The following is a 23188-nucleotide window of genomic DNA, read 5'->3' on the forward strand; positions in this document are numbered from 1 at the left end:
GTATGCGTAAGGGGAGTTTGGTGATGAACTTCAGAGGCCTGATCAAGCGTGCTGAAGACGTGGATAAAGCGATCCAGGACCTGCAGATCGATTTGGCGGACGCGCTGGATGCAAGTCTCGACGCCAACGACCTGGTGCCGTCGGAGAGCGACGATGTGCCGGATGCCCAGGCGGCAGCCGATGACGGGCCACCCCAGGCCGACGCGGCAAATGACGACAACGCCAGGAAGGCCGACGCTGCGGGCGATGCGGACAGTTCCGAAACCGCGCCACGACTGACGGCCCATACACAGACCCGGCTGGCTGCATTGAGCGCCTTCGAAGGTCTCTTCCATGACGCCAGGGACTATCTGGAGGAGATCAACGACAAGCTGTCGGAGATCGGCACCTCACACCATCTGACGCGTGAATTCCTCAACATCCTGCACAGCGACATCCTGCGCGCCAACGAGCTGGAGGTTGCCAATGCCGCTCTGGCCGCCGAACAGAGGGCGCTGTCGGAGAAGCTGCACGATGCGACGAGAAAATTGCGCGAGCGTGACGGCGCTTTCGAAGCGCTGCAGCAGCGCGAGACAAGCCTGGTTCAGGACCGGGAGACGCTTCGTGCGGCACTTGCCGCGGTAAGGCTGGAACTGGTGGAGACAGCCAATGCGAGCGCCAAACGTGAAGCGGAGTTCGGCGACATCGCCAAGCGGCTGACCGCCAGGACGGTCGAGGCCAACAGGCGCTTGCGCGAAAGCAAGATGCTGCGCGAAAAGCACGTCAACCTCTCGATCGAACTCGACAAGGCGCTGAAGCGGGAATCGCAGGCGCGCCACAGGCTCGACGAGCTCTCGACGATCCATGCCAGCGAAGCAGCGCGGCTGGCGGAGCTGCTGGCCGCGCTCGGCAAGAGCGACAAAGAGGAGATGCGGCTCCAGAAGTCGCTCGAGGCCGCACAGGCGAAGCTGTCGGAAACGAACGAAGCAGCACGCATGATGGAAGGCGACAAGGAAGCCGAGCTGGCTCGCAGCCAGGCGGAAATGCGCGGGTTGAGCTCGGAGATCCAGAACCTGCAATCGCGGCTGGAGCAAACCTCGACCGAAAACAGCGAAGCCGCAGGCGAGATCGCCAGGCTCAAGAGCGAACTGAACGATGCCTTGGCCGAAAAGAAGATCGCCGATGAAAGATTGTCCGCGCTGACCCAGGAGAGCGAAAGCGACAAGATGAGTCTTTCCAAGGTGAACGCCAACCTTTCTCAGCTGACGCTGCAACAGGCGTCCGAACAGATACAGTTCGACGTGCAGAGGCAGGAATGCGAGGACCTCAAAGCTGAAATCGCATCGCTCAATGCCCGCATCAAGGAACTGCTGCCCTACGAGCGGCTCCACAAGGCCACCAATGGCAGGCCGCGCGAGGACGGCGTGGTCGAGATAGCCGGGGCGATGGCGAAGAAAGCACGGACGACGGGCAGGCGGCGCATGCGCAGGAATGTCGGCGCCGCTAGCTGAAGTGTGGCGCTGAAGGGCTTCAGGTGACCCGCTTCAGGTCTTTTGTGCATGGGAGGCCGGCACCTCACCCGGAGAGTAAGCCCAATGGGGCACCGGCCAGGCGGATCGACAGGTCCGCCGCACAGGCAAGGTAGCGCGCCTCGGTCCCGCACGGCATTGGTGCGATCACGGAAGGTGCCAGCGGCACTTCCCCAAGCTTCTGATTCGAACCTTTGCGACGGCCCGCCGGCCGGAGGCTGCAAACACGCCCGGGAAACGATCGCGGCCGGCCCGGTGCCTCCTCAGTCGAGCGGCTCGTGCTGATAAAGCTCGTCCATGCTGAGCGAGGCCAGGGCGCCGAAAGGGGCCTGCTTTTTCACGCGGCCGCCGCTCAGGATGACCACGTCGTCGCAGAACGAGATTGTGCTGTGGTGGTGGCTGATGACGATAGTCGTGCGGCGGCCGGCTCTCGACTTCAGGGTCTCGACGATGGCCGCTTCCGACAGCCCGTCCACCGCATTGGTGGCTTCGTCCAGGATGAGGAGATCGGGATCGCGGACCAGGGCTCTCGCCAAGGCGATCCGCTGCCTCTGTCCCGCCGACAGATTGACGCCCCTGTAGCCGACCAGCGTCTCGTAGCCCTGAGGCAGCCTTTCGATGAACTCGTGCGCTTCGGCCAGTCTTGCGGCGGCCTCGGCGTCGCCGGCTGTCGCCGTATCCTGCCCGTAGGTTATGTTTTCAAAAATGCTGCCATCGACCAATTCCAGTTCCTGACTGGCCAGGGCGATGTGCCGTCGCCACTGGCTGGCGTCGATCCCGTCGAGCGGCGATCCATCGACGAGGATGCTGCCAGTGTCCGGTTCGACGAAGCGGCACAGGAGATTGACGATCGTCGTTTTGCCGGCGCCCGAGCGGCCGATCAGCGCCGTCGAGCGGCCGCCGCGGATTTCGAATGTCGCCGCATGCAGCACGACCTCGCGCCGGTCCGTACCGGAATAGGTGAATGTCACATCGTCGAACTTGATGCCCTGGCGCAGGCCGTGGAACGGCTCGTCGCCTTGCGGCGGTTGCGGCTTGCCGGCGGGATCCAGCAGCCATGTCACCTCTTCGAGCGATCCGCTCAGGCCCTGCAACTGGCTCCACGACCCCTGCAGGGCCCGCATATGCGGCTGCAGCCTGTAGAGCAGGATGACGAACGCGATGATCAGCGGGAAACTCACCTGCGCCAGCCAGGCGCCGATCACCACCGCCAGGAACAGCATGGCGTGGAGAACCTCCGTCAGCGGCGGCAGCGCTCCCTGGCGCACGAGCAGCGCGAAGGAGGCGCGGCGAACCGCATCCGACGCCGTGTCGAATATCGCCTTTTCCCGGTTCTCCTGTCCGAAGATGCGGATCAGCCGTCCGGCATGCACAAGGTGAAGCATCTGCGAGGCGAGGTGGCCGTTGCGCGAAGCGACGCTGCGGCTGGGCTCCTTCAGATTGGCAGAGAGGATGGCGTGCGCGATCTGGACGAGCGCCAGTCCGAGCGTGACCAGAAGCGTCATGCGCCACGAAAGCAGCAACAGGAAAGCCAAGAGGATGATGGCGGCCGATGCGCTGACGATGGCCGACAGCATGATCTGGATCGCATCGGAGGCCCGCCAGGATTCGTTGGAGATGATGTTGAGCAGGCGCCCGGGGCTTTGCCGCAGGAAGAATGGGTAGCCGACCCGCAACAGCTGCTCCGACAGGGCGCTGCGGATGGAATGGCTTGCCTTGCCGGAGATGAAGGTCGTCAGCAGCGTGTTGGCGAAGGCGAAGACGTTCTTCAGGATGATCGAGCCGAGGATGGCGACCGAAATGACGATCAGCCGGTGGCGCTCGCTCAAGCCCGATCCGACATGCTGGAGGACAGCGGAGAAGCCGCCCATTCCGGCCGCATCCCCATGTCCCATGATGATGCCCAGCAATGGGATGATCAGGCCGATGCCGAACCCTTCGAGGACGGCGCTGAGCAGGCCGAGTACCACCACCGCCGGAAGCAGGCGCAGTTGCCGCTTTCCGCACGCCCGGAACAGCATCGGCAGGCTTGGCGGCAGCATCGGCATTATAGCGTTTCACCTCGCCTGGGCATTGGCTTGCTGATCTTGCCGCACTGGCTCGGCCCGCGGCCGTCTGGCCAGAAGGAGAACCGCGAACCTGGCCGCGCCGAGCAAATTCATGGCGACGATCGGCCAGTGCGGCAGGTTGAGTTCACGATCGAAGGCGGGGCCTCCCGCCAATTCCCGGATAGCCCCTCTTGCGGCCCAGCAGAAATGGCGAAGCAGCCAGGGCGCATGGCGAATATGCTTCAGGCAGAGCCCGCCATTGCCCAGGCTGTAGTCGCGGTGGAGCTTTTCGATGGCTTTGCGATCCCGCCGGCCATGATGATGGAATATCGTCATATCAGGCACATACTCGACTGCGATGCCGAGCAGCATCGCGCGCACGAGATAATCGGTATCCTCGGCCGACCGCAATGGTCCGCCCGCGCCGAAGCGTTCGTCGAAATAGCCGATGCGGGCCGCGACGTCGCGGTGCATCGTCATGTTGCAGCCCAGCACGAAACCGCCGGGATGAACATCTGGCGTCAGCCGCTCGCGCGCCCACGACCGCTTGATGGTGAACGGCAAATCCCTGGCATCGCCAAGCTCGACACGTCCGCCCCGGATGAGCCATTGTTCCCCGGACGCATAGTGTCGCTCCAGATCGCGCAAATAGTCGCGATGGACCGCGCAGTCATCGTCGACGAAGACCAGCACACGGCCGCGCGCGCGCCGCAGCCCGGCGTTGCGCGCGGCCGCCAGTCCGGGGCGCGGCTCGCAGACCGGCGTGAACGGAATGTCCGACGCAGCGGCGATGCTGGCCAGGCGTTCGGCCGTGCGGTCGCTCGAACCGTTGTCGACGACCACGAGTTCGGCGGCGAAGCCGGCATGTGCGCGGCACGCGGCTTGCACCGACTTGATACAGGCATCGAGCACGGCGACGCGATTGCGCGTGCAGATGATGAAGCTGACTTCCGGCGCCGCTCGTTCCGGGCGGGGACCGGCCGGGGCAGGGCCAAGCGCCGTCGAACGATCGCGCTGCAGAGGTTGGTTGGCTTTGACGATCATGCCCCTAACTCAACCGATGAGACGCCAGAACCGCCGCGGCGGGCGCGGATTTGAAGAAGTATGCCATGGCATCGGCTTGTCTGGCGGCCGACAGCGAGGCAAGGCTGAGCCAGGGCGCCCAGGCGCCGGGCCGCAGCGCATATTGCTCGCGGCGCCGGATGGCATTCCATTTCGCGGTCCGCGTCAGCAATTCATGCGTCAGCGCGGGCTGCTTTTCGTCGGCCACCAGCTGGTAGAGGAAATAGAACAGGTTCAGCGCGCCGGCCTCGAAGCTCGGCCGCGTCGCCGCCGGCAGCGAGCGGATTTCCTCCTCCAGCGCGACGATGAAGCCGGCCGCACGGGCAACCGTGTCGTGGCTGACCGCGTCGCCAATGTCGCGCAGGTCCCGCGTGGCCTGCGCCAGGCCCTCGCGCTCGAGGTTCTCGGCCACGATCCGCAAATGCGTCCTGCGCATCTCCTTGACGTGCCGGCTGGTCACGCTTGCCTGATGGACGCGGTACACGACCAGGTTTTCGGGCATCATGGCTGCCGGGTAGCGGCTGGCCAGCCGCCTGAAAAGATCGAAGTCCTCGGCGTGCCTGTAGGTCTGGTCGTAGTGGAGAACGCCGTCGTCGATGACCTTCCTGTTGTAGACGACCGTCGGGTGCATGAAGATCGTGAAGAACATCGCCAATACAGGGATGCGGCCGAACTGGAACACCGGATCCGGCCTGCCGATGGCGATGCGGCCGCGGATCAACATGTCGACGCCGGCGCCGCAGAAGCCCAGTTCGGGCCGCCGCTCGAACAGCGCCACCTGGCGCGACAAACGCCAGGGATAGGCGACGTCGTCGGCGTCCATCCGCGCGACCAGTTCGCCCCGGGCGAGCGCCAGCCCTTCGTTGAGCGTCGCGACAAGGCCGCGGTTTTCACGCGAGACGATCGAAATGCGGCTGTCGGCCTTTTGGCAGCGCTCGAGTATCTCGAGCGAATTGTCGGTCGAGCCGTCATCGATAGCGATGATCTCCAGGCGGCCGTAGTCCTGCCGCAGGATGCTTCCCAGCGCGGCGGCGAGATAGGGGCCGGCATTGTAGACCGGCAACAGGACGGAGACGAGCGGCGCGGCGGTCATCGTCTTGCATCCGTGCGCTGGAGTTCGAGCGCCGGTGTGCGGCCATCGGGCGATCCGCCGGCCGCCGTCGCGAGCCAGCCGCCAGGGCTGCCCTGTGCGGAGCGGGTGCGCGCGACATAGGGGAAGTGGCGCTTCAGGCTGTTGAGCGGCCTCTCGAAAACCACCCAGGAAATCGAGGCCGCGACAATCGTGGCGGCGCTCGCAACCAGGAATCGCCCTGGCCCTTGCTCCGAGACGTTGAGCGGAATCCAGGGCTGCGCCTTGACGGCGAGCGACAGCAATATCGGATGGTAGAGATAGATGCCGTAGCTGATGCGGCCGAGGCCAAGCAGCGGCGGCAGTTCGGCAAGCTTGCCCAGGATGCCGCCAAGGCCGCGCGAACAGGCGGCTACGATGACCATCAGTGGCACCAGGGGCAGGACCTGCCGCACGAGCCAGTGGGTCCATTCCAGCATCGGATCGGCAGGCGCTGGCACAAACCACTCGATGACAAGGAATGCGGCCGCGAAGCCAGGCCAGCCCAGTCGCATCCAATGCGGCAGGGCCGCCCCCCTGGACCGCCAGCAGGCAAGCAGCGCGCCCGTCGCCAGCGCATCCATGGACGCCGGCGGCAGCAGGTCGCGCGCCAGCGCCGGCGTGGCGGTGATCGGCCAATAGAAGCGATAGGCCAGCGACAGTGCGATGACGCCGATGCAGATCTGTTCGAAGCGGCGGCGTGGGGCCAAAAGGACGACCAGCGGCCAGGCAAGATAGAACTGCTCCTCGATGCTCAGGCTCCAGAAATGGCACAGCACCCAAGGGTTCCAGTCATTGCGCAGCGCATACCAGAAATTCGACAGGTAAAGCGCATGCCAGACCAGCGATCCCCTGGATTGGTCCAGGTCGACCAGCCAGACGAAACCCAGGACGGCAAAATAGGGCGGAAATATCCGCAAGCCTCGCCTGATATAGAAGGATCGCAGCGCGGGGCCGGTCTCGAATTCGGCGGCCGAACGCGCGTCCAGGAGCAGGCGCGTGATGAGGAAGCCGCTCAGCACGAAGAACAGCCGCACGCCGATATGGCCCCAGAATGAAGATCCTCCAGCGGCGAAGAAATGGGAATACAACACCATCGTCACGGCGATGGCTCTCAACGCATCAAGTTGGACGTCGCGGGCGCTTCCCATCAGCGGCTTCCGCCGGCGTTACGCCAGCCCGCCGTTTCGAGCGGCAGGCCAAGGCGGACGAGATCCGCCATGGCGCCGGCAAACGCGCGCTTTGCGAGTCCGATTGGGGCGAGTCCGATCGGGCTCGGCCCGAAATCGACGGACGGACAGCTCAAGCTAGTCAACCTGACGGGATCCTCCACGGCATATGTCCAGTCGCAAACGAGTCCCCCGGGAGATCGTTCGGCTACGGCATTGTGCGGCGCAACACAAAAAATCTACCCAGCTGAAATACTTATGTGAGCAAGCGCTAAAAATTGACAAAAACCGGGCGGTTATCGCCAATTTTGGCAATTTTCTTCAGAACTTAAACGCTGTGGTTTAAGTTGTTCCGATGTTCCCGCCTCGGTTGATCGGAGAACACTTGGCTTGAGAGCCTGGTTCTTTGTTAGATCACAAGAAATTTTGTAATCTATATTTTGGATATATGGGCTCGGTCCTGGATCCTTAGAGAAATGATTTGGAACCATTGGCTTTGCGCGGTGCAGCATCGTCTCTATTTTTCGTCGGTTGCCGTGCGCAACGCCGGTTACTCGGCTGACCGCCGACCGTCACACGGCCTCGAACACCACCGTCTGCTCCAGTCCGCCGCCCCGGCGGTTTTGCAGCGTCACGATGCCGCCGTAGCGCTCGATGATTTCCTTGGCGATGGCGAGGCCAAGACCGGCTCCGGGAACGGATTGCAGGCGGCCGGGGTCGACGCGGAAGAAGGGCTCGAACGCCTTGTTCAGGAGTTCCGTGGGTATGCCCGGGCCATGGTCAGATATGGTCAGCACGGCGCGATTGTCGGCTGCGGCCAAGTCGATGCGGCACGCCTTGCCATGGGTGGCGGCGTTGACGATCAGGTTGCGCAAGGCGCGGCGCAGGCCAAGCGCGCCGGCCCGCACGCAAACCTTGTCCAGGTGCCCGATCGAGACGGCATGGCCGAGCGATACCATCTCGGCTTCGATATCGCGCACCGTCTTTGCCAGGTCGACCGGTTCGACGGCGTCCTGGTTCACTTCTTCGCGCACCAAGCGGATGGCGCTATCGGCGATGCGGTCGAGTTCGTCGAGGTCGTGAAGCCATTTGTCGCGTTCGTCGTCGAGGAATTCGGCGCGCAGCCGCATGCGCGTCATCGGCGTTCGCAGATCATGGCCGGCGGCGGCGACCAGCCGCATTCGGCTTTCCATGGCGGTCCGCAGCCGCGACGAGAGCTGGTTCAGCGCATGCGCGGTGGCCTTGACCTCGGCCGAGCCCACTTCCGGCACCGCCGCCAGGACGCCATCCGATCCGATCTTGGAGACGGCGGCCTCCAGCATCTCGAGCGGGCGGATCAGCACCGAGGTGAAATAGACCGACACCGCCGTGGCGCCGGCGACGATCAGCGAGATCCAGCCGGCCAAGACCAGCCATTCGCGCCTTGGGGGCTTGAGATGCGGCACCTCCATGATCGCCCAGCGGCGGTCAGGCAGGTGCATCGATGCGATCTGGCCGGGTTCGTCCGTCTTCTCGTTGACGACCGCCGGAAAGTCGAGGCCACGGCGGTGCAGGATGTCGTTGAGCATCGCCGTTTCCGCACGAGCCACCTTGCCGCCCGCCGGATGGTCGGCGAATTGCACCCGCAGGACGTCGGGGATCGGCCCCGGCAAAAGCCGCACCACCAGTTCCATCTGTTGGGCAATCCAGGGCACGGTCAGTTCCGGCGGCGGTCCGCCGCCGCGCACGCTGATGACGGCGGCCGTCGCCAGGCCGACGACGCCGACGATCGAGGCGACCAGCAGCAGGATGAGACGGCGGCGCAGCGAGTTCACGCGTGGCTCTCCACGGTCTCGACGCGCGCGGTGAGTTGGTAGCCGCCATTGCGCACGGTCTTGAACAGCGGCCCGTCGCCGGTGTCGGAAAATTTCCGGCGCAGCCGGCTCACCAGCACATCGACCGAACGCTCCAGCGGGTCGCGCTCGCGGCCTTGCGTCAGGTCGAGAAGCTGGTCGCGCGATAAAAGCCGGCCGGGGCGGTCGAGAAACACCTGCAAGAGGTCGAACTCGGCGCCCGTAAGGTCGACGGCCACGCCTTGTGCATCCGTCACCTTGCGGGTGTCCGGCTCCAGCCTGTAGCCGGCGAAGCGGTAGGTACGCGCGCGAGGGGAGGCGGGCGCCTCCTCGGGAGCCGAGCGCCTGAGCACGGCGCGGATGCGGGCAATGAGCTCACGCGGGTTGAACGGCTTGCCGAGATAGTCGTCGGCGCCGAGTTCCAGGCCGATGATGCGGTCGACATCTTCTTTCAGCGCCGTCAGCAGGATGACCGGGATATGCGGCTTGCGGTCACGCAAGGCCCGGCAGATATCGAGCCCCGAGCCGTCCGGCAGCATGACGTCGAGCACGATCAGGTCGAACTGGCCCGCGCCCAGCCTCTGTTCGCATTCGCGCCGGTCCGCCGCAGCTGTGACACGAAAGCCCTGGCTGTCGAGATAGCGCTGGAGAAGCGTCCTGATCTCGCGGTCGTCGTCGACGACGAGGATATGGGGTTGTGACTGCATGACCGTGCCCTTGCCTTGGCCGCGATTATAGGGAGAGCCGCGTCCAAGCGGCACGGAAAATTGCAACTGAATGTTTCCGGCAGGCCGTGGGAAACATTCAGTTACAAATTGCCCTCTTGCGGAAACCTTCGGCAATACGCCGACGCGAAGCGGACAAATACGCTTCCTATCCTCTCATTTGTCCGAAGCATGAGAGAAAGGAACACCGTCATGCGAAGCAGACTTCTTGCGCTCGGCCTGTTTTCCGTCGCCGCAATTCACCCCGTGCTGGCGACACAGCGCGATCCGGGTGCCGCCCCCGGCGAGCCGCCACCGGTCATGGCCCAGCAGAGTGGGGCAATGCAGGATGGACCCGATCATGGCCCGATGGCCGGACCCGGCCCGCACGGGCCGATGCGGCATGGTCCGCAGGGTTTTGGCCCGCGAGGTTTTGGACCGGAAGGCTTTGGCCCCCGCCGCATGGGTCCGCCGCCGGAATTCATGCTGGCCGCCCGGCTGGCAGCGCTCGAGACCCGCGTCGGCATCCGCTCCGAACAGCTCGACGCCTGGCGCGACTACACCAGCGCGCTGCAGGCCGTGCTGGCGCCGCCACGGCCCGATCATGGGCGGCCCGGTGGTCCTGATGGCTCCGGCAGTCCTGAAGCGAAGGGCTCCGACTCAGCCGGCCCTGACGGCAAGCGCGATCCCTTCGCCTTCCAGGAAAAACTGGCCGACGACGTCACGGCCCGCGCGGTTTCGGCCGGCAAGCTGAAAGACGCGATCGCGGCACTGCGCGCCAAGCTGACGCCCGAACAGCTCGAAATCCTCGCTTCGGCGGAACGTCCCCACGGACCACCCCCCGGTCCCTGGGGCGGTCCGCCGGATGATGCAGCCGGCCCCCGAGGTCTGCCCAACGATGGCAGTCCGCCGCCCCAGCCCGGGAACGGCTGATAACTGTGCCCGGCTGCGCGGCCCGGCCCGGTACCCAACCCGTTCTCGGGCCGGCCGGTCTCTTTCAGGGATGGCGGGCGTATCTTCGCCATCCCTGTTTTTCAAATCATGCCCAGTTCAAATCAAACGGAAGCACGACGATGTGGGAAGCCATGATACTGCTGCGGCTGCTCGCGTCCGCCAGCCCGAGATTGTCACTCGACCATGCCGGACGCGGCCTGCCACTGGCTCTGCCGGCCGACACGCTGAAGGGCGCGATCCGCCTGCGCTTCGCCGCCTGGCGGGTGTCGCTTCCGCTCTCGCAGCCGCTCGACAATCATGGACATCATGACCGCAAGATCGCGTGAACTCCGGCAAGGCGCTTGGCATGTCCTCGCTGATCGGCATAATGATGTCGGTGGGCATCGCGGCCAGCTACTCGACCTTCGAGCAGCTCCGGCCGACGAGAAGGAGCGCGACATGAGCCGCTTCGAAGCATTGCTCGTCGCCGCCCGCCGACGGGTGCGGCCTATCATCATATGGATCGGCATGCCCCTCGACCAAGCGGTCCATTGCCAGCGCGTACGCAACTCCAGGGAAAGATCCAGGCCATGATTTCCAAGTCTAGCCAGCCTCGTTTTTCGGCACGCCGTCTGGCGCCCTGGGCCGCGATGTTCGCCGCCACTCTTCTGCTGGCGGCCTGCTCGCAGGAGAGCAGCGCCCCCGCCGGCATGGGCGCGCCCGGCAAACCGCAAGTCGGTGTCGTCACCTTGCATCCGCAATCGGTGGCGATCACCGCCGAACTGTCGGGACGCACCGCGGCCTCGCTGGTTGCCGAGGTGCGCCCGCAAGTGAACGGCATCATCCAGCAGCGCCTGTTCAAGGAGGGCAGCGAGGTGGCGGCGGGACAGCCGCTCTACCTCATCGATCCGGCGAGCTACAAGGCGTCGTATGACAGCGCGGTCGCCGCACAGCAGAAGGCGCAAGCGGCGGTGCCCACCGCACAGGCCAAGTTCGACCGTTATGCCGGTCTGTTGAAGCAGAACGTTGTTTCCAAACAGGATTATGACGATGCCGCCGCCACGCTGGCACAGGCGCAAGCCGATGTCGCCTCGGCCAAGGCCAGTGCCGAGACCGCGCGCATCAGCCTCGACCGGACCTCGATCACCGCGCCGATCGCCGGGCGCATCGACAAGTCCACGCTGACGCCGGGTGCGCTGGTGACCGCCAACCAGGACACTGTGCTGACGACCATCCGTGCCCTCGATCCGATCAATGTCGACGTCACACAGTCGAGCACCAACCTGCTCAATCTGCGCCAGGCGATCTCGGAAGGGCGGCTGAAGTTCAGCGGCCCCAATGTCAGCGTCAAGCTGAAGCTCGAGAACGGCACCATCTACACGCAGACCGGCAAGCTGGAATTCGCCGGCGCCAATGTCGACCAGACCACCGGCACCTTCGCGCTCAGAGCCGAGTTTCCCAATCCCGATCGCCTGCTTTTGCCCGGCATGTATGTGCGGGCGCTGGTCGAGGAGGGCGTCGCGCAGAATAGTTTCCTGGTGCCGCAGCGCGCCGTCAGCCGCAACACCAAGGGCGAGGCCACCGCCATGGTCATCAATGCGCAGGGCAAGGTCGAGACGCGCGTGCTCGCAGTGCGCAACAGCGTCGGCAACAACTGGCTGGTGGATTCGGGTGTCGGCGACGGCGACCGCGTCATCGTCGAGGGCATGCAGCTGGTGCGCCCCGGCGGCGACGCGACGGGCGTCGAAGTGACGATCGACGAGACGACAGGCGAGGTCAAGGACCGCGGGCAGGGCACTTCCGCCGCGCCCGCCGCGTCCAACGCTGCCAAACCGGCGCCTGCCGCCGCAACCGGGAACTGAGCGATGTCCGTATTCTTCATCAACCGGCCGATCTTCGCCTGGGTGATCGCCATCGTGATCATGCTGGGCGGGCTTCTGGCGCTCACCTCGCTGCCGATCTCGCAATATCCGCAGATCGCGCCGACCACGGTCAATATCAGCGCCACCTATCCGGGCGCCGACGCGCAGACCGTCGAGAACTCCGTGACCAAGGTCATCGAGCAGGGCATGACCGGCATCGACAATCTCGACTACATGACGGCGACGTCGACCTCGACCGGTTCGGCCTCGATCACGCTGACCTTCACCACTGCAGCCGATCCCGATACCGCCCAGGTGCAGACGCAGAACAAGCTGCAGCTGGTGCAGTCGCAGCTGCCGCAGGTGGTGCAGAGCAACGGTATCACCGTCTCCAAATCCTCGACCGGCTTCCTGATGGTCATTGGCTTCGTGTCGACCGACGGCAAGATGAACTCGACCGATCTCGCCGACTATGTCGATGCCACCGTCAACGACACGCTGAAGCGCGTCGAGGGTGTCGGCTCGACGCAGCTGTTCGGCTCCGGCTATGCCATGCGCATCTGGCTCGACCCCGACAAGCTCGCCAAATACGCCTTGATGCCGAGCGACGTGGCCTCGGCGATCGAGGCGCAGAACACGCAGGTTTCGGCCGGCCAGCTCGGCGGCCTGCCGGCGCGCAAGGGCCAGCAGCTCAATGCCACCGTGACGGCCAAGAGCCGGCTGCAGACCGCCGAACAGTTCCGCAACATCATCCTGAAGAGCCAGACGGACGGCTCGCTGGTACGCCTCAACGACGTCGCCACCGTCGAACTCGGCGCCGAAAGCTATACGACGCAGGCCAATTACAACGGCAAGCCGGCGGCGGGCGTCGCCGTCAATTTGGCGACCGGCGCCAATGCCATCAACACCGCCGAGGCGGTGCGCTCGACGATCGCCCGGCTGAGCTCGACCTTCCCGCAAGGCGTCGAGGTCGTCTATCCCTACGACACTTCGCCTTTCGTGCGGCTGTCGATCGAGGAGGTGGTCAAGACGCTGGCCGAAGCGATCGTGCTGGTGTTCCTGGTGATGTTCATCTTCCTGCAGAATTTGCGCGCCACCATCATCCCGACGATTGCCGTGCCGGTGGTGCTGCTCGGCACGTTCGGCGTGCTGTCGCTGTTCGGCTATTCCGTCAACACGCTGACCATGTTCGCCATGGTGCTGGCGATCGGCCTGCTGGTCGACGACGCCATCGTCGTGGTCGAGAATGTCGAACGCGTGATGCAGGAAGAGGGCCTGCCGCCGAAAGAGGCGACGCGCAAGTCGATGCACGAAATCACCGGCGCGCTGATCGGCATCGCCACCGTGCTTTCGGCCGTGTTCGTGCCGATGGCTTTCTTCGGCGGTTCGACCGGCATCATCTACCGGCAATTCTCGGTGACCATCGTCTCGGCGATGGTGCTGTCCGTGCTGGTCGCACTGGTGCTGACGCCCGCACTTTGCGCCACGATCCTGCGGCCGCCCAAGGACCATGCGACGCAGACCGGTCCGTTCGGCTGGTTCAACCGCGTCTTCGATCGCGGCACGCTTGCCTATCGCGACGGCTCGCACGGCATCATCAACCGGTCCTGGCGCTTCCTCGTCGTGTTCCTGGCCATCGTCGTTGCCGTGGGCTGGATGTTTGCCCGGCTGCCGAGTTCGTTCCTGCCGGAAGAGGACCAGGGCATCCTGATCACCAGCGTGCAGCTGCCGGTCGGCGCGACGCAGGATCGCACGGAGCGCGTGCTGGCAGAGGTGACCAACCATTATCTCAACCAGGAGAAGGACGTCGTCGACGGGGTGTTCACCGCCTCCGGCTTCGGCTTCGGCGGCGCAGGGCAGAATGTCGGCATCGCTTTCGTGCGGCTGAAGGATTTCGACCTGCGCAAATCGCCGGCTTCCGCCGCGCAGGCAATCGCCGGCCGGGCGATGGGCGCGTTTTCGAAGATCAGGGATGCGCAGGTGTTCGCGCTCGCGCCTCCGGCCATCCAGGGCTTCGGCAACACCAACGGCTTCGACTTCTACCTGCAGGACGTCAACGGCGCTGGCCATGACGCGCTGATCCAGACGCGCAACCAGCTTCTGGCCCTGGCCGGGCAGAGCAAGCTGCTCGCCAACACAAGGCCCAACGGCCAGGAAGACCAGCCGCAATTCTCGGTCGACATCGACCAGGAAAAGGCCAGCGCGCTGGGCGTCAGCCTGGCCGACATCAACAACACGCTTTCCACCGCCTGGGGCAGCGACTACGTCAACGACTTCATCGATCGCGGGCGGGTGAAACCGGTCTATCTGCAGTCGGACCTGAACTTCCGCATGCAGCCGGAAGATTTGGACAAATGGCAGGTCCGCAATGCCAGCGGCGCGATGGTGCCGTTCTCGGCCTTTGCCTCCAGCCATTGGACATTCGGTTCGCCCAGGCTGGAGCGCTACAATGGTTCGGCGGCGGTCGAGATCCAGGGCGCGGCGGCGACAGGCGTCAGCTCGGGTGCCGCCATGGACGAGATCGACAAGCTTGTCGCGCAACTGCCCGCCGGCTATTCCCACGAATGGACAGGGCTGTCGCACCAGGAGAAGCTTTCCGGCAACCAGGCACTGTCGCTCTATGCGATCTCGGCCCTTGTGGTGTTCCTTTGCCTGGCAGCACTTTATGAGAGCTGGTCGATCCCGTTCGCGGTCATGCTGTCGGTGCCGATCGGCATCTTCGGCGCGCTGCTGGCGGCAAGCCTGTTCGGCCAGTCCAACGACGTCTATTTCAAGGTCGGCCTGCTGACCACGATCGGTCTCGCCGCCAAGAACGCCATCCTCATCGTCGAGTTCGCCATCGAGCGGCAGACCGCCGGGATGGGGCTGGTCGAAGCGACGCTGGAGGCGGCGCGACAACGGCTGCGACCGATCCTGATGACGTCTCTGGCCTTCATCCTCGGCGTGCTGCCGCTGGCGATTGCCAGCGGCGCGGGCTCAGGCGCGCAGAACTCCGTCGGCATCGGCGTGATGGGCGGCATGATCGCGGCGACGGTCATTGGCGTGTTCCTGGTGCCGCTGTTGTTCGTCACCGTGCGGCGCATCTTCAAGGGCAGGGCGGCCAAACCAGATACGGGCGAGACGCCGGTGACGGTCAACCAGCAATAAGGAAAACTTCACATGACAGGCTTGGAACGTGGCTCGGTGGCCGCGAGGCGGCTCCTTGCGTCTATGCTTACCGCTGTCCTGCTCGCGGGATGCGTCGTCGGTCCGGATTATCAGACGCCGATATTGGCGATGCCTGCAAGCTGGAGCGGCCAGAAGCCAAAGCCTGCCCAGCCGGCGCAACTGTCGAAATGGTGGCAGCGGCTGCGCGATCCCGAGTTGAACACGCTTGTCGAGGAAGCGGTTGCCGGCAATCTCGATGTCGCCAAGGATCCGCGAGGCGCGCGCCAGCTATCGCCAGAGTGCAGGCACGTTGCTGCCGTCGGCCGAGGGCTCCGGCTCGGTCTCCCGCAACAAGTCGGCCGAGACCACATCAGGCTCGGATGCCACCTACAGCGAGTATCAGGCCGGCTTTGACGCCAGCTGGGAACTCGACCTGTTCGGCGCCAACCGCAGGGGCGTCGAGGCCGCGCGTTACGGGCTGGACGCCTCGCAGGAGGAACTGCGCTCGACGCTTCTCACCCTGGTCGGCGATGTCGCTTCCTATTATGCCCAGGCGCGCGGCTACCAGGCCCGCATCGCGCTCGCCCGGCGCTCGGCCGCGTCGCAAAGGCAGACCGCCGAACTTACCCGCACCATGGCGCAGGCGGGCACGGCGACCGCCGCCGATGTCGCCAAGGCGATGGGGCAGGCAGCGAGCACCGAAGCCGCGGTGCCGACGCTGGAGGCAAGCTATGCCCAGGCCGTGCATCGTCTCGCGGTGCTGGCCGGCCGGCCGCCTGCCTCGCTCAGCGAGCGGCTGAAGCGGGTCGCCCCGATCCCTGCACCACGCCTGCCGATGCCCACCGGAATTCCCGCCGACCTCCTGCTTTCGCGGCCCGATTTGCGCATGGCGGAGCGCCAATATGCGCAATACACCGCCAAGATCGGCCAGGCAGAGGCCGCCCGCTATCCCTCGGTCAGCCTGACGGGAGACATCAGCACGGCGGCGCTGAAGCTTGGCGATCTCGGCAAGAATTCGTCGATTGGCTGGTCGTTCGGGCCGACGCTCAGCGTGCCGGTGTTCAATGCCGGCCAATTGCAGGCCGCCGTCGAGGTCGCCAAGGCGCAGCGCGATCAATATTTCATCGCATATCGGTCTTCGGTGCTGACGGCGCTCGAGGATGTCGAGAATGCGCTGGTGCTGTTGTCGCAGGAGCGCATCCGGATCGGCAAGCTCGCCTCGTCGGCGAGGTCCTATGGCGAGGCGGCAAGTCTCGAAGGCACGCTCTACAAGGCCGGCGAGACAAGCCTTCTCGATGTGCTCGACGCCCAGCGCTCTCTCTACTCGGCCGAGGACTCGCTGCTGCAAAGCCGCGTCCTGCTGGCGACCAACTACATCGCCCTCAACAAGGCGTTCGCCGGCGGTTGGGACGGCGCGGTGGACAGTGCCAAGCCTGAGATCGTCGACGTCAGGACCGCGCCAAGGCTGGCGTCGAAGCCGGCCTCCTGAGCGGGCCTCGGTCAAGTATTTCGACGCGGCTACGCAGATTTCGAGATTGTGCGACACACCGCTCGTGGCGGCGCGTGAAATGCCGGCTCGTGCTTTGGCGATGGCGGGGAGATCGCATCGCTGTTATTGATGGTGATCACACAGCACAGGCGTCGCAGATGACATCCGATACACAGAAGGCCGAAGCGGTCGGGCAGCTGCTCGAAACGCCGGACCTTGCCAGCGCGCTGGAAAGCGAACAGTTCAAGAAGTTCCTCGACCAGGTGCCGATCGCCATTGCCGTCTCCGACCTCGGTGCGAAGGAGCGTGTCGTCTATGCCAATCCGGAATTCGAGAAACTGTCCGGCCTCAAGGCGGCGACGCTCGCTCGGCAACACTGGGCGGCGCTTTCCGGCACCGGCCTGCACAAGCAGAAGGGCCGGCCGCTGTTCGAGGCCGTGGTCGAGGACACCGATTTCATCGGCACGTTCCGGCTGGAGCGGAAGGAAGACCAACAGGCGATCGTCGACGTCTATTCCAATGTCATCGAGGACGACAATGGCAAGGCCTGCTTCCGGCTGGTGGCGCTGGTCGACGTCTCTGCCCATGGCGAAACCGAAGATGCGCGATCGATCGATGAGCGCATCCGCGAGAAGGACACGCTGCTGCGCGAACTGCAGCACCGGGTGAAGAACAATCTGCAGATGATCACCGCACTGATCCGGATGGAGACGCGAAACGCGGCCGAGCCGGACCAGAAGCGTTTCGAGAGGCTGGCAGGGCGCGTCGACGCGCTGGCGATCCTCTACCAGACGCTGTCGGGGGACGATGGCAAGGATGAGGTCGATCTCGGCGTCTATCTCAGCCAGATCGCGTCGGCGGTGATGAACTCGCATGCGGTCGAGGGCATCCGCCTCGACATGAAGGTCGACACCTATCCGGTGTCGATCAATGTCGCCATGCCGACCGGACTGGTGGTGAACGAACTTTTGACCAATGCGCTCAAACATGCCTTCCAGGGGCGAGACGGCGGCACGATCACGCTGCACAGCATCGTCGACGGTGATGGCTGCCGCATCGTGATCGCCGATGACGGCATCGGCCTGCCGGACGGCGAGACCTGGCCCAAGAGCGGCAAGCTCGGCGCGCTGATCGCCCGCTCGCTAACCGAGAATGCTAGGGCGGAGTTCGACGTGAGGTCGAGCGCTGCCGAGGGTACGCGGGTCACCATCGTCTTCAAGCGCTCGGCTGCCACCGCCTAAAGCGTTGTCGTTGCGCTCTCACACCTACAGGATCATCTCCAGCTATTCCTTGTCCGCCGCGGCAATGAACGCTTCGCGGCCCGGGAGGCTCATAGCGTGCCTGCAGTCCTTGCCCTAGCAGCCAGTTGCCGCTGCCTCACGACAGGCCGGCCGGTTCGCCCTATCTCCATGCGCCGGTCGGGTTTGGACCCGGCGGTATGGAGGATGGGATCACGTGACATCGACGCCGATTGCCAGTCGCGAAGCGGCGCCCTTGCCGGTCGCGGCACTGATGGGCGCCATGGTGTCGATCGAGATCGGCGCCACCTTCGCCAAGGGCCTGTTCCCGCAGATCGGCGCGCAAGGCACGACGACGCTCAGGCTGGTCATCGGTGCGCTGATGCTGATCGCGGTGTTGCGGCCCTGGCAGATGCGGCCCTCGCGTGCCACCATGCCGTGGCTGGTCGCCTATGGGGTGACGCTCGCCGCGCTCAATCTCCTGTTCTACGCAGCGCTGGCCAGGATTCCGCTCGGCATCGCGGTAGCGCTGGAGTTTACCGGCCCGCTTCTGGTGGCGACCTTGAGCTCGCGGCGCGCCAGCGACTTTGCCTGGATCGCGCTGGCGGTGGCCGGCATCCTGCTGTTGTCGCCCTTCGTTCATTCCCTCGCGCCGCTTGATCCGATCGGGGTGATGCTGGCGCTGGCGGCCGGCGGGTTTTGGGCGCTCTACATCGTGCTGGCCCAGAAGGCCGGCGCGGAGCTTGGCACTCGCACCACCGCCTACGGCATGGCGATCGCCGCCGTGCTGGTGCTGCCCTTCGGTGTGGCACAGGCGGGAACCGCGCTGCTGGCGCCGTCGATCCTGGTCAGCGCGCTGCTGGTCGGCCTGTTTTCCAGCGCGTTGCCATTCTTCCTGGAGATGGTGGCGCTGACCCGCATGCCGGCGCGCATCTACGGCACGCTGACCTGCCTGGAGCCGGGGCTGGGCGCACTGGCCGGCTTCCTGTTCCTGCATGAAAGCCTGACCGCAACGCAACTGGCCGGGATCGCAGCCGTCGTTGTCGCCGCCTTCGGCACGGCGCTGACATCACGGCCGCCGGTTCCATCGCCGGAGTAGGGTGGGGCGGAGTAGGGTGGGAGGGATATGCGGAATCGTGCCGTAAAGCCGGTCCCGTCGCCGACCGCCGTTCGGGCGTTGCCTTTGTCCGGCCGGCGCGCTTCGTTGCTGTTCAGAACTTGATGCCGAGATCGACCTTGGCGCCCTGATCGACCGTGCCGCCACCGAACTGGCCGGAATAGGACACACCGAGCGTCGCGTTGGCCGACATGTTGAAGTCGAGACCGGCCTCGATGACGGCGCTGTCCCTGGCGATCGGCACGCCGGCGATGCTGAATTGATCGCCGCCGGCGAAGGCGAAGCTGGAGGTCGGCGTGACGTCGCCGAACGCGTGGCGCCAGCCGAGCATGCCGCGCGCCGTGGCGTTCATGCCGCCGAGCGCGAAATCGGTCGAACCGCGCAGGCCCAGCGTGGTGAAGGTCGCATCATCGTTCGAGCCGGCGCTGGTCAGTGCCGCATCGCCACCGTCTTCGGTGAAGCCATCGGTATGGACGCTGACATAGGCCAGATTGGCGAAGGGCTCGAACTTGAATTGTCCGGCATCGGCCCGGTAGGCGAGTTCGCCGAACATTTGCGCGGTGCCGGCATCATAGTCGGCCGACAACCCATCCGTGAAGCCGTTGAAAGCAACCGAGCGTTTGGTCGAAAGGCTGCTCCAGCTGTAGGCAGCACCGGTACGGAAAGCGATGGCGCCCCAGTTGGTGCCACCATAGAGGCCGAGATGATAGCTGTCGCTCTTGCCCGAAGAGTTGCGATCGTCGGCGTCGAAGCTCGAATGGCTGTAGCCGCCGAGCAGGCCGACGCGCCAGCCGCCCACCAGCGTGTCGGCGCCGGCCAGCAGGCCGCCGGTCGAACGATCGAAGGCGGCGGCGTTGCCGTCGCTGTCGGTATTGCCCCACGACCCAAAGGCCTGGCCCCAGACGGCGAAACGGTCGGTGTCGGCCGCGACCATTTCGGGGCCACCTTCGCCATAAGCCATGACCGGCAATGCGGCCGCGCCAACATCGCCGAAAGCGGACATGATACGATTGGTGACTGCGTCGCGAACGAAGCGGCTGTCCTCGACCAGCATGCCCTTGGCCGAGGCGTGGATTTCGCCAGACAGCTGGTCGAAAGCAGCGCGTGCAGAAGCTGCTGTCGGCAGCGCCAGAAGGGCGTCATGGATAGGATTGCCGGCCTCAAGGCTTTCAGCGCCGCCGCCGGTGGCGATTTGGTTGGGTGTCAGCCCGATATCGGTGAAGCCGTACACCAGCACATCGAGATAGGCATTGTTCAAGTCATAGGCATCCGTCACCGACAGGAACGCGGTGCTGGTGATCCCCGTCACAGAGGCGAACTCGCCGGTGAGTCCCAGATCGGCGGTCAGCACGGTGTAGCGGCCGGCGGTGATGCCTTGCGCCGTCACCGCCAGGGTCGAGCCGGTGATGGTGGCAGTGCCGGTGGTGTGAAGGAGATCCGACTGAAGTGCGGCGTTGATGTCGACGGCGTAGGTCGAACCGGCCGCCAGAGCCACAGTGGCGGCAAGCTCCGTGCGGTCGCCGGCGCCGCCATCCTGCATGGTGAGACGTCCGGCATTGGACAGCAACTCGAGCCCGCTGAAGGTGGTGGTCTCCTGCGTTGCGCCATTGCTGGCGGTTCTGAGAGAGGCTGCGGCTGTATTCGTCACGGTGTCGATGCCGGCGCCGAACAGGCTGGTGCCGCCGGTTGTCCAGGTAGCGTGGTTGGTCAGGAGGTCGGCATAACCGCCAAGCTCCACCCGGCCGGTCAGTGCACCGCCATTGAGAATTGTCGTGGCACCATCAGAGGTAGTGATGGCCAGCGCCGCGGCCGTCAGGGCGGTGTTGTGCGTCGCGCCGGAAAGGGTGATGCCGATCGCATTGCCGCTGTTCGATTGCGCCGAAATCGCGGCGATATCGCCTTCGACCGTGCCGTTGGTGATGATGCCGATCGCGCCCGTGCCGTTGTTGAGGGTGCGGATACCGGTCGTGCCCGAGACGTTGCCCGCGGTCACGTTGACCGCACCCGAGCCCGCTGCCTTGGTCTGCTGGGCGATGATGGCCGTGTTGCCGGTGGACGTCACGTCGCCCGCCGTCACCGTGACGGCGGCGCCGGCCGACTGCGCATAGATGCCGTTGCCGCTGGTCGCGGTGACCGGACCGACCGTGGTCACCGTGGTCGAGCCTGATCCGAAGTTCTCGGCGTCGATGCCGAACCGGGCGTCGATGGAGCCGTTGGCGGTCACGTCGATGTTGCCGGTCCCCGAAGCGTTGAGGATCGCGGCCACCATGCCGGCATTGCCCGCCTGGAGGTTACCGTTGGCGACCTCCGTGATATCGGCGGTCGTCGACTGGGTCTGGACGTCGATGGCATCCTTGCCCGCGGTCAGTGCGGTCACCGCGCCCGTGGTGACGCTGATGTCGCCGCCGGCCGCCGTGTCGCGCACGACGAAGCCTTCGCCGCCGGTGGAGCTGCTCGCGCCGGAGATGTCGACCGTGACCGTGCCCGAGCCGTTGTTCTGGATGGTCGCAGCGTTGCCGGTCCCGCCGACGAACCCGCCGGCGCCGGTGACGCTGATGTCGCCCGCACCGCCGGTGCCGCCGGTCAGCGACAGGCCGATCGTGGCGCCGGTCACCGTGTCGGCGACGCTCACGCTCACCGCGCCGTTGCCGGTCGCCTTGATGCCCTCGGCAAGTGTGCCGGTCACCGTGCCATTGGCGGTGATGCCGATCGCGCCGGTGCCGTAGTTGGTTGCCTCGATGCCGGTCGTCCCCGAGACATCGCCCGCGGTCACGTTGACCGCACCCGAGCCCGCTGCCTTGGTCTGCCGGGCGATGATGGCCGTGTTGCCGGTGGACGCCACGTCGCCCGCCGTTATGGTGACGGCGGCGCCGGCCGACTGCGCATAGATGCCGTTCCCGCTGGTCGCGGTGACCGGACCGACCGTGGTCACCGTGGTCGAGCCCGATCCGAAGTTCTCGGCGTCGATGCCGAACCGGGCGTCGATGGAGCCGTTGGCGGTCACGTCGATGTTGCCGGTCCCCGAGGCGTTGAGGATCGCGGCCACCATGCCGGCGTTGCCCGCCTTGATGTCGCCGTTGGCGACCTCCGTGATATTGCCTGTCAACGACTGGGTCTGGACGTCGATGGCATCCTTGCCTGCGGTGAGTGCGGTCACCGCGTTTGTGGTCACCGAAATGCCGGTGCTGGTCGCGACGTCGCGGACAGTAATACCTTCGCCTGCCGCCGAAAAGATATTGCCGGAGACGTTAATGTCTATCGAGCCGACACCGCCGGTCTGCGTCACATCGAACGCGTTGCCGGCGCCATGGTTGATGATGTTTCCACCCGTGTAGGTGATGGCGCCGCCAGCCGCCGAGACCGACAGGGCCGCCGTGCCGCCCGCGGTCGGCGTGTTGCCGGCATCGACGCTGATCGTGCCATTGTTGGTAACGGTGACGCCGCCGGTGTCGGCGTTGGAAACCGCAAGGCCATAACCGCTCACCGTCGTTCCCGGATCGACGGTGACGATGACTGGTGTGGGCAACAAGTTCTGATAGTTGCGATCGTTGGGTGCGTCAGCGGGAAATGTCGTGTCGGTGGTGGAGGTCGTGTCGCATTGGACAGTGACGGCACCGACGAGACAATCCGCCCAGGCTTGGCCGGACGCCAGCAGACTCACGCCCGCGGCCGCAGCAATCCCGATGGCGGATCGCAGCGCAAGCTGGCTCGCCTGTGAACGCAGGTTGCTCTGTCGGGCTGAATTCGGGGGGGTCTGGCTTAGGTCCGAAGGCCTAAGACCGGCGGAATCTTGAACACGCCCCATGATTTGCCCCTCGCAGCCAATTCATGCGACCCCGGATCAGTCCGGGGCGGACTTGCCTGATAGAAATCTCTAATGTGATGCTTGGAGTTATGTCAACTGAGTACCTGAGAAAAATACCAAATACAAAACGTTCCATTCCAAACTCTTCTTCGAGGAATAACTAGCA

The 23188-nt window shown here is 65.1% G+C and carries 14 protein-coding genes and 1 pseudogene; 8 read left to right on the plus strand and 7 right to left on the minus strand.

What is annotated here, in order from left to right:
- Positions 1 to 23: 23 nt before the first annotated feature.
- Positions 24 to 1490: a coiled-coil domain-containing protein gene (locus NKI99_RS13695; protein WP_352611131.1), complete on the plus strand. Its 1467-nt coding sequence runs from the start codon at positions 24 to 26 to the stop codon at positions 1488 to 1490.
- 281 nt (positions 1491 to 1771) lie between these two features.
- Here NKI99_RS13695 and NKI99_RS13700 read toward each other — a convergent pair whose 3' ends face one another.
- The 6 genes from NKI99_RS13700 to NKI99_RS13725 all read right to left on the minus strand — a co-directional run bounded on the left by NKI99_RS13700 (position 1772) and on the right by NKI99_RS13725 (position 9434).
- Positions 1772 to 3556 (minus strand): ABC transporter ATP-binding protein, encoded by a 1785-nt coding sequence (locus NKI99_RS13700; RefSeq protein WP_352611132.1) that lies wholly within the window; start codon positions 3554 to 3556, stop codon positions 1772 to 1774.
- 9 nt (positions 3557 to 3565) lie between these two features.
- Positions 3566 to 4600, minus strand: a complete 1035-nt coding sequence (locus NKI99_RS13705; RefSeq protein WP_128305732.1) for a glycosyltransferase family 2 protein — start codon at positions 4598 to 4600, stop codon at positions 3566 to 3568.
- Between the two features lie 4 nt (positions 4601 to 4604).
- The gene (locus tag NKI99_RS13710) at positions 4605 to 5711 is read right to left on the minus strand and encodes a glycosyltransferase family 2 protein (protein ID WP_352611133.1); all 1107 of its coding nucleotides are present in this window, start codon (positions 5709 to 5711) and stop codon (positions 4605 to 4607) included.
- The gene (locus NKI99_RS13715) at positions 5708 to 6877 is read right to left on the minus strand and encodes an acyltransferase family protein (protein ID WP_352611135.1); all 1170 of its coding nucleotides are present in this window, start codon (positions 6875 to 6877) and stop codon (positions 5708 to 5710) included. The genes NKI99_RS13710 and NKI99_RS13715 overlap by 4 nt, the downstream gene beginning before the upstream one ends.
- 590 nt (positions 6878 to 7467) lie before the next feature.
- The gene (locus NKI99_RS13720; protein ID WP_352441812.1) at positions 7468 to 8709 is read right to left on the minus strand and encodes an ATP-binding protein; all 1242 of its coding nucleotides are present in this window, start codon (positions 8707 to 8709) and stop codon (positions 7468 to 7470) included.
- On the minus strand, positions 8706 to 9434 hold the full coding sequence (locus NKI99_RS13725) for a response regulator (protein ID WP_127296965.1): 729 nt from the start codon (positions 9432 to 9434) through the stop codon (positions 8706 to 8708). Before NKI99_RS13725 ends, NKI99_RS13720 begins: the two co-directional genes overlap by 4 nt.
- Before the next feature lie 210 nt (positions 9435 to 9644).
- Here NKI99_RS13725 and NKI99_RS13730 point away from each other — a divergent pair, with 210 nt between their 5' ends.
- The 7 genes and pseudogenes from NKI99_RS13730 to NKI99_RS13760 all read left to right on the plus strand — a co-directional run bounded on the left by NKI99_RS13730 (position 9645) and on the right by NKI99_RS13760 (position 19199).
- Positions 9645 to 10364: a hypothetical protein gene (locus tag NKI99_RS13730; protein ID WP_023814319.1), complete on the plus strand. Its 720-nt coding sequence runs from the start codon at positions 9645 to 9647 to the stop codon at positions 10362 to 10364.
- A 140-nt stretch (positions 10365 to 10504) separates the two neighbouring features.
- Positions 10505 to 10711, plus strand: a complete 207-nt coding sequence (locus tag NKI99_RS13735; protein ID WP_352611136.1) for a hypothetical protein — start codon at positions 10505 to 10507, stop codon at positions 10709 to 10711.
- Positions 10712 to 10954: 243 nt separating this feature from the next.
- Positions 10955 to 12226 (plus strand): efflux RND transporter periplasmic adaptor subunit, encoded by a 1272-nt coding sequence (locus NKI99_RS13740; RefSeq protein WP_502905545.1) that lies wholly within the window; start codon positions 10955 to 10957, stop codon positions 12224 to 12226.
- Positions 12227 to 12229: 3 nt separating this feature from the next.
- The gene (locus NKI99_RS13745) at positions 12230 to 15373 is read left to right on the plus strand and encodes an efflux RND transporter permease subunit (protein WP_352611137.1); all 3144 of its coding nucleotides are present in this window, start codon (positions 12230 to 12232) and stop codon (positions 15371 to 15373) included.
- 12 nt (positions 15374 to 15385) lie between these two features.
- Positions 15386 to 16862 (plus strand): annotated as a pseudogene (locus NKI99_RS13750) (efflux transporter outer membrane subunit).
- 158 nt (positions 16863 to 17020) lie between these two features.
- Positions 17021 to 18103 (plus strand): sensor histidine kinase, encoded by a 1083-nt coding sequence (locus NKI99_RS13755; RefSeq protein ID WP_352611138.1) that lies wholly within the window; start codon positions 17021 to 17023, stop codon positions 18101 to 18103.
- A 214-nt stretch (positions 18104 to 18317) separates the two neighbouring features.
- Positions 18318 to 19199 carry an EamA family transporter gene (locus NKI99_RS13760; RefSeq protein WP_352611139.1) on the plus strand — a complete coding sequence of 294 codons (882 nt, stop codon included), beginning with the start codon at positions 18318 to 18320 and terminating at the stop codon, positions 19197 to 19199.
- 112 nt (positions 19200 to 19311) lie between these two features.
- Here NKI99_RS13760 and NKI99_RS13765 read toward each other — a convergent pair whose 3' ends face one another.
- The gene (locus NKI99_RS13765; RefSeq protein WP_352611140.1) at positions 19312 to 22878 is read right to left on the minus strand and encodes an autotransporter domain-containing protein; all 3567 of its coding nucleotides are present in this window, start codon (positions 22876 to 22878) and stop codon (positions 19312 to 19314) included.
- Positions 22879 to 23188: the final 310 nt, after the last annotated feature.

Origin of the sequence: Mesorhizobium sp. M0239 (assembly GCF_040321815.1) — a bacterium.
Taxonomy (GTDB): Bacteria; Pseudomonadota; Alphaproteobacteria; order Rhizobiales; family Rhizobiaceae; genus Mesorhizobium.

Bases quoted from the DNA above. Each gene is read 5' to 3' on its own strand.
- NKI99_RS13700 (WP_352611132.1), bottom strand. From the start codon at position 3,556: ATGCCGATGCTGCCGCCAAGCCTGCCGATGCTGTTCCGGGCGTGCGGA.
- NKI99_RS13730 (WP_023814319.1), top strand. From the start codon at position 9,645: ATGCGAAGCAGACTTCTTGCGCTCGGCCTGTTTTCCGTCGCCGCAATT.
- NKI99_RS13715 (WP_352611135.1), bottom strand. From the start codon at position 6,877: ATGGGAAGCGCCCGCGACGTCCAACTTGATGCGTTGAGAGCCATCGCC.
- NKI99_RS13695 (WP_352611131.1), top strand. From the start codon at position 24: ATGAACTTCAGAGGCCTGATCAAGCGTGCTGAAGACGTGGATAAAGCG.
- NKI99_RS13710 (WP_352611133.1), bottom strand. From the start codon at position 5,711: ATGACCGCCGCGCCGCTCGTCTCCGTCCTGTTGCCGGTCTACAATGCC.
- NKI99_RS13735 (WP_352611136.1), top strand. From the start codon at position 10,505: ATGTGGGAAGCCATGATACTGCTGCGGCTGCTCGCGTCCGCCAGCCCG.
- NKI99_RS13755 (WP_352611138.1), top strand. From the start codon at position 17,021: ATGACATCCGATACACAGAAGGCCGAAGCGGTCGGGCAGCTGCTCGAA.
- NKI99_RS13725 (WP_127296965.1), bottom strand. From the start codon at position 9,434: ATGCAGTCACAACCCCATATCCTCGTCGTCGACGACGACCGCGAGATC.
- NKI99_RS13705 (WP_128305732.1), bottom strand. From the start codon at position 4,600: ATGATCGTCAAAGCCAACCAACCTCTGCAGCGCGATCGTTCGACGGCG.
- NKI99_RS13740 (WP_502905545.1), top strand. From the start codon at position 10,955: ATGATTTCCAAGTCTAGCCAGCCTCGTTTTTCGGCACGCCGTCTGGCG.
- NKI99_RS13745 (WP_352611137.1), top strand. From the start codon at position 12,230: ATGTCCGTATTCTTCATCAACCGGCCGATCTTCGCCTGGGTGATCGCC.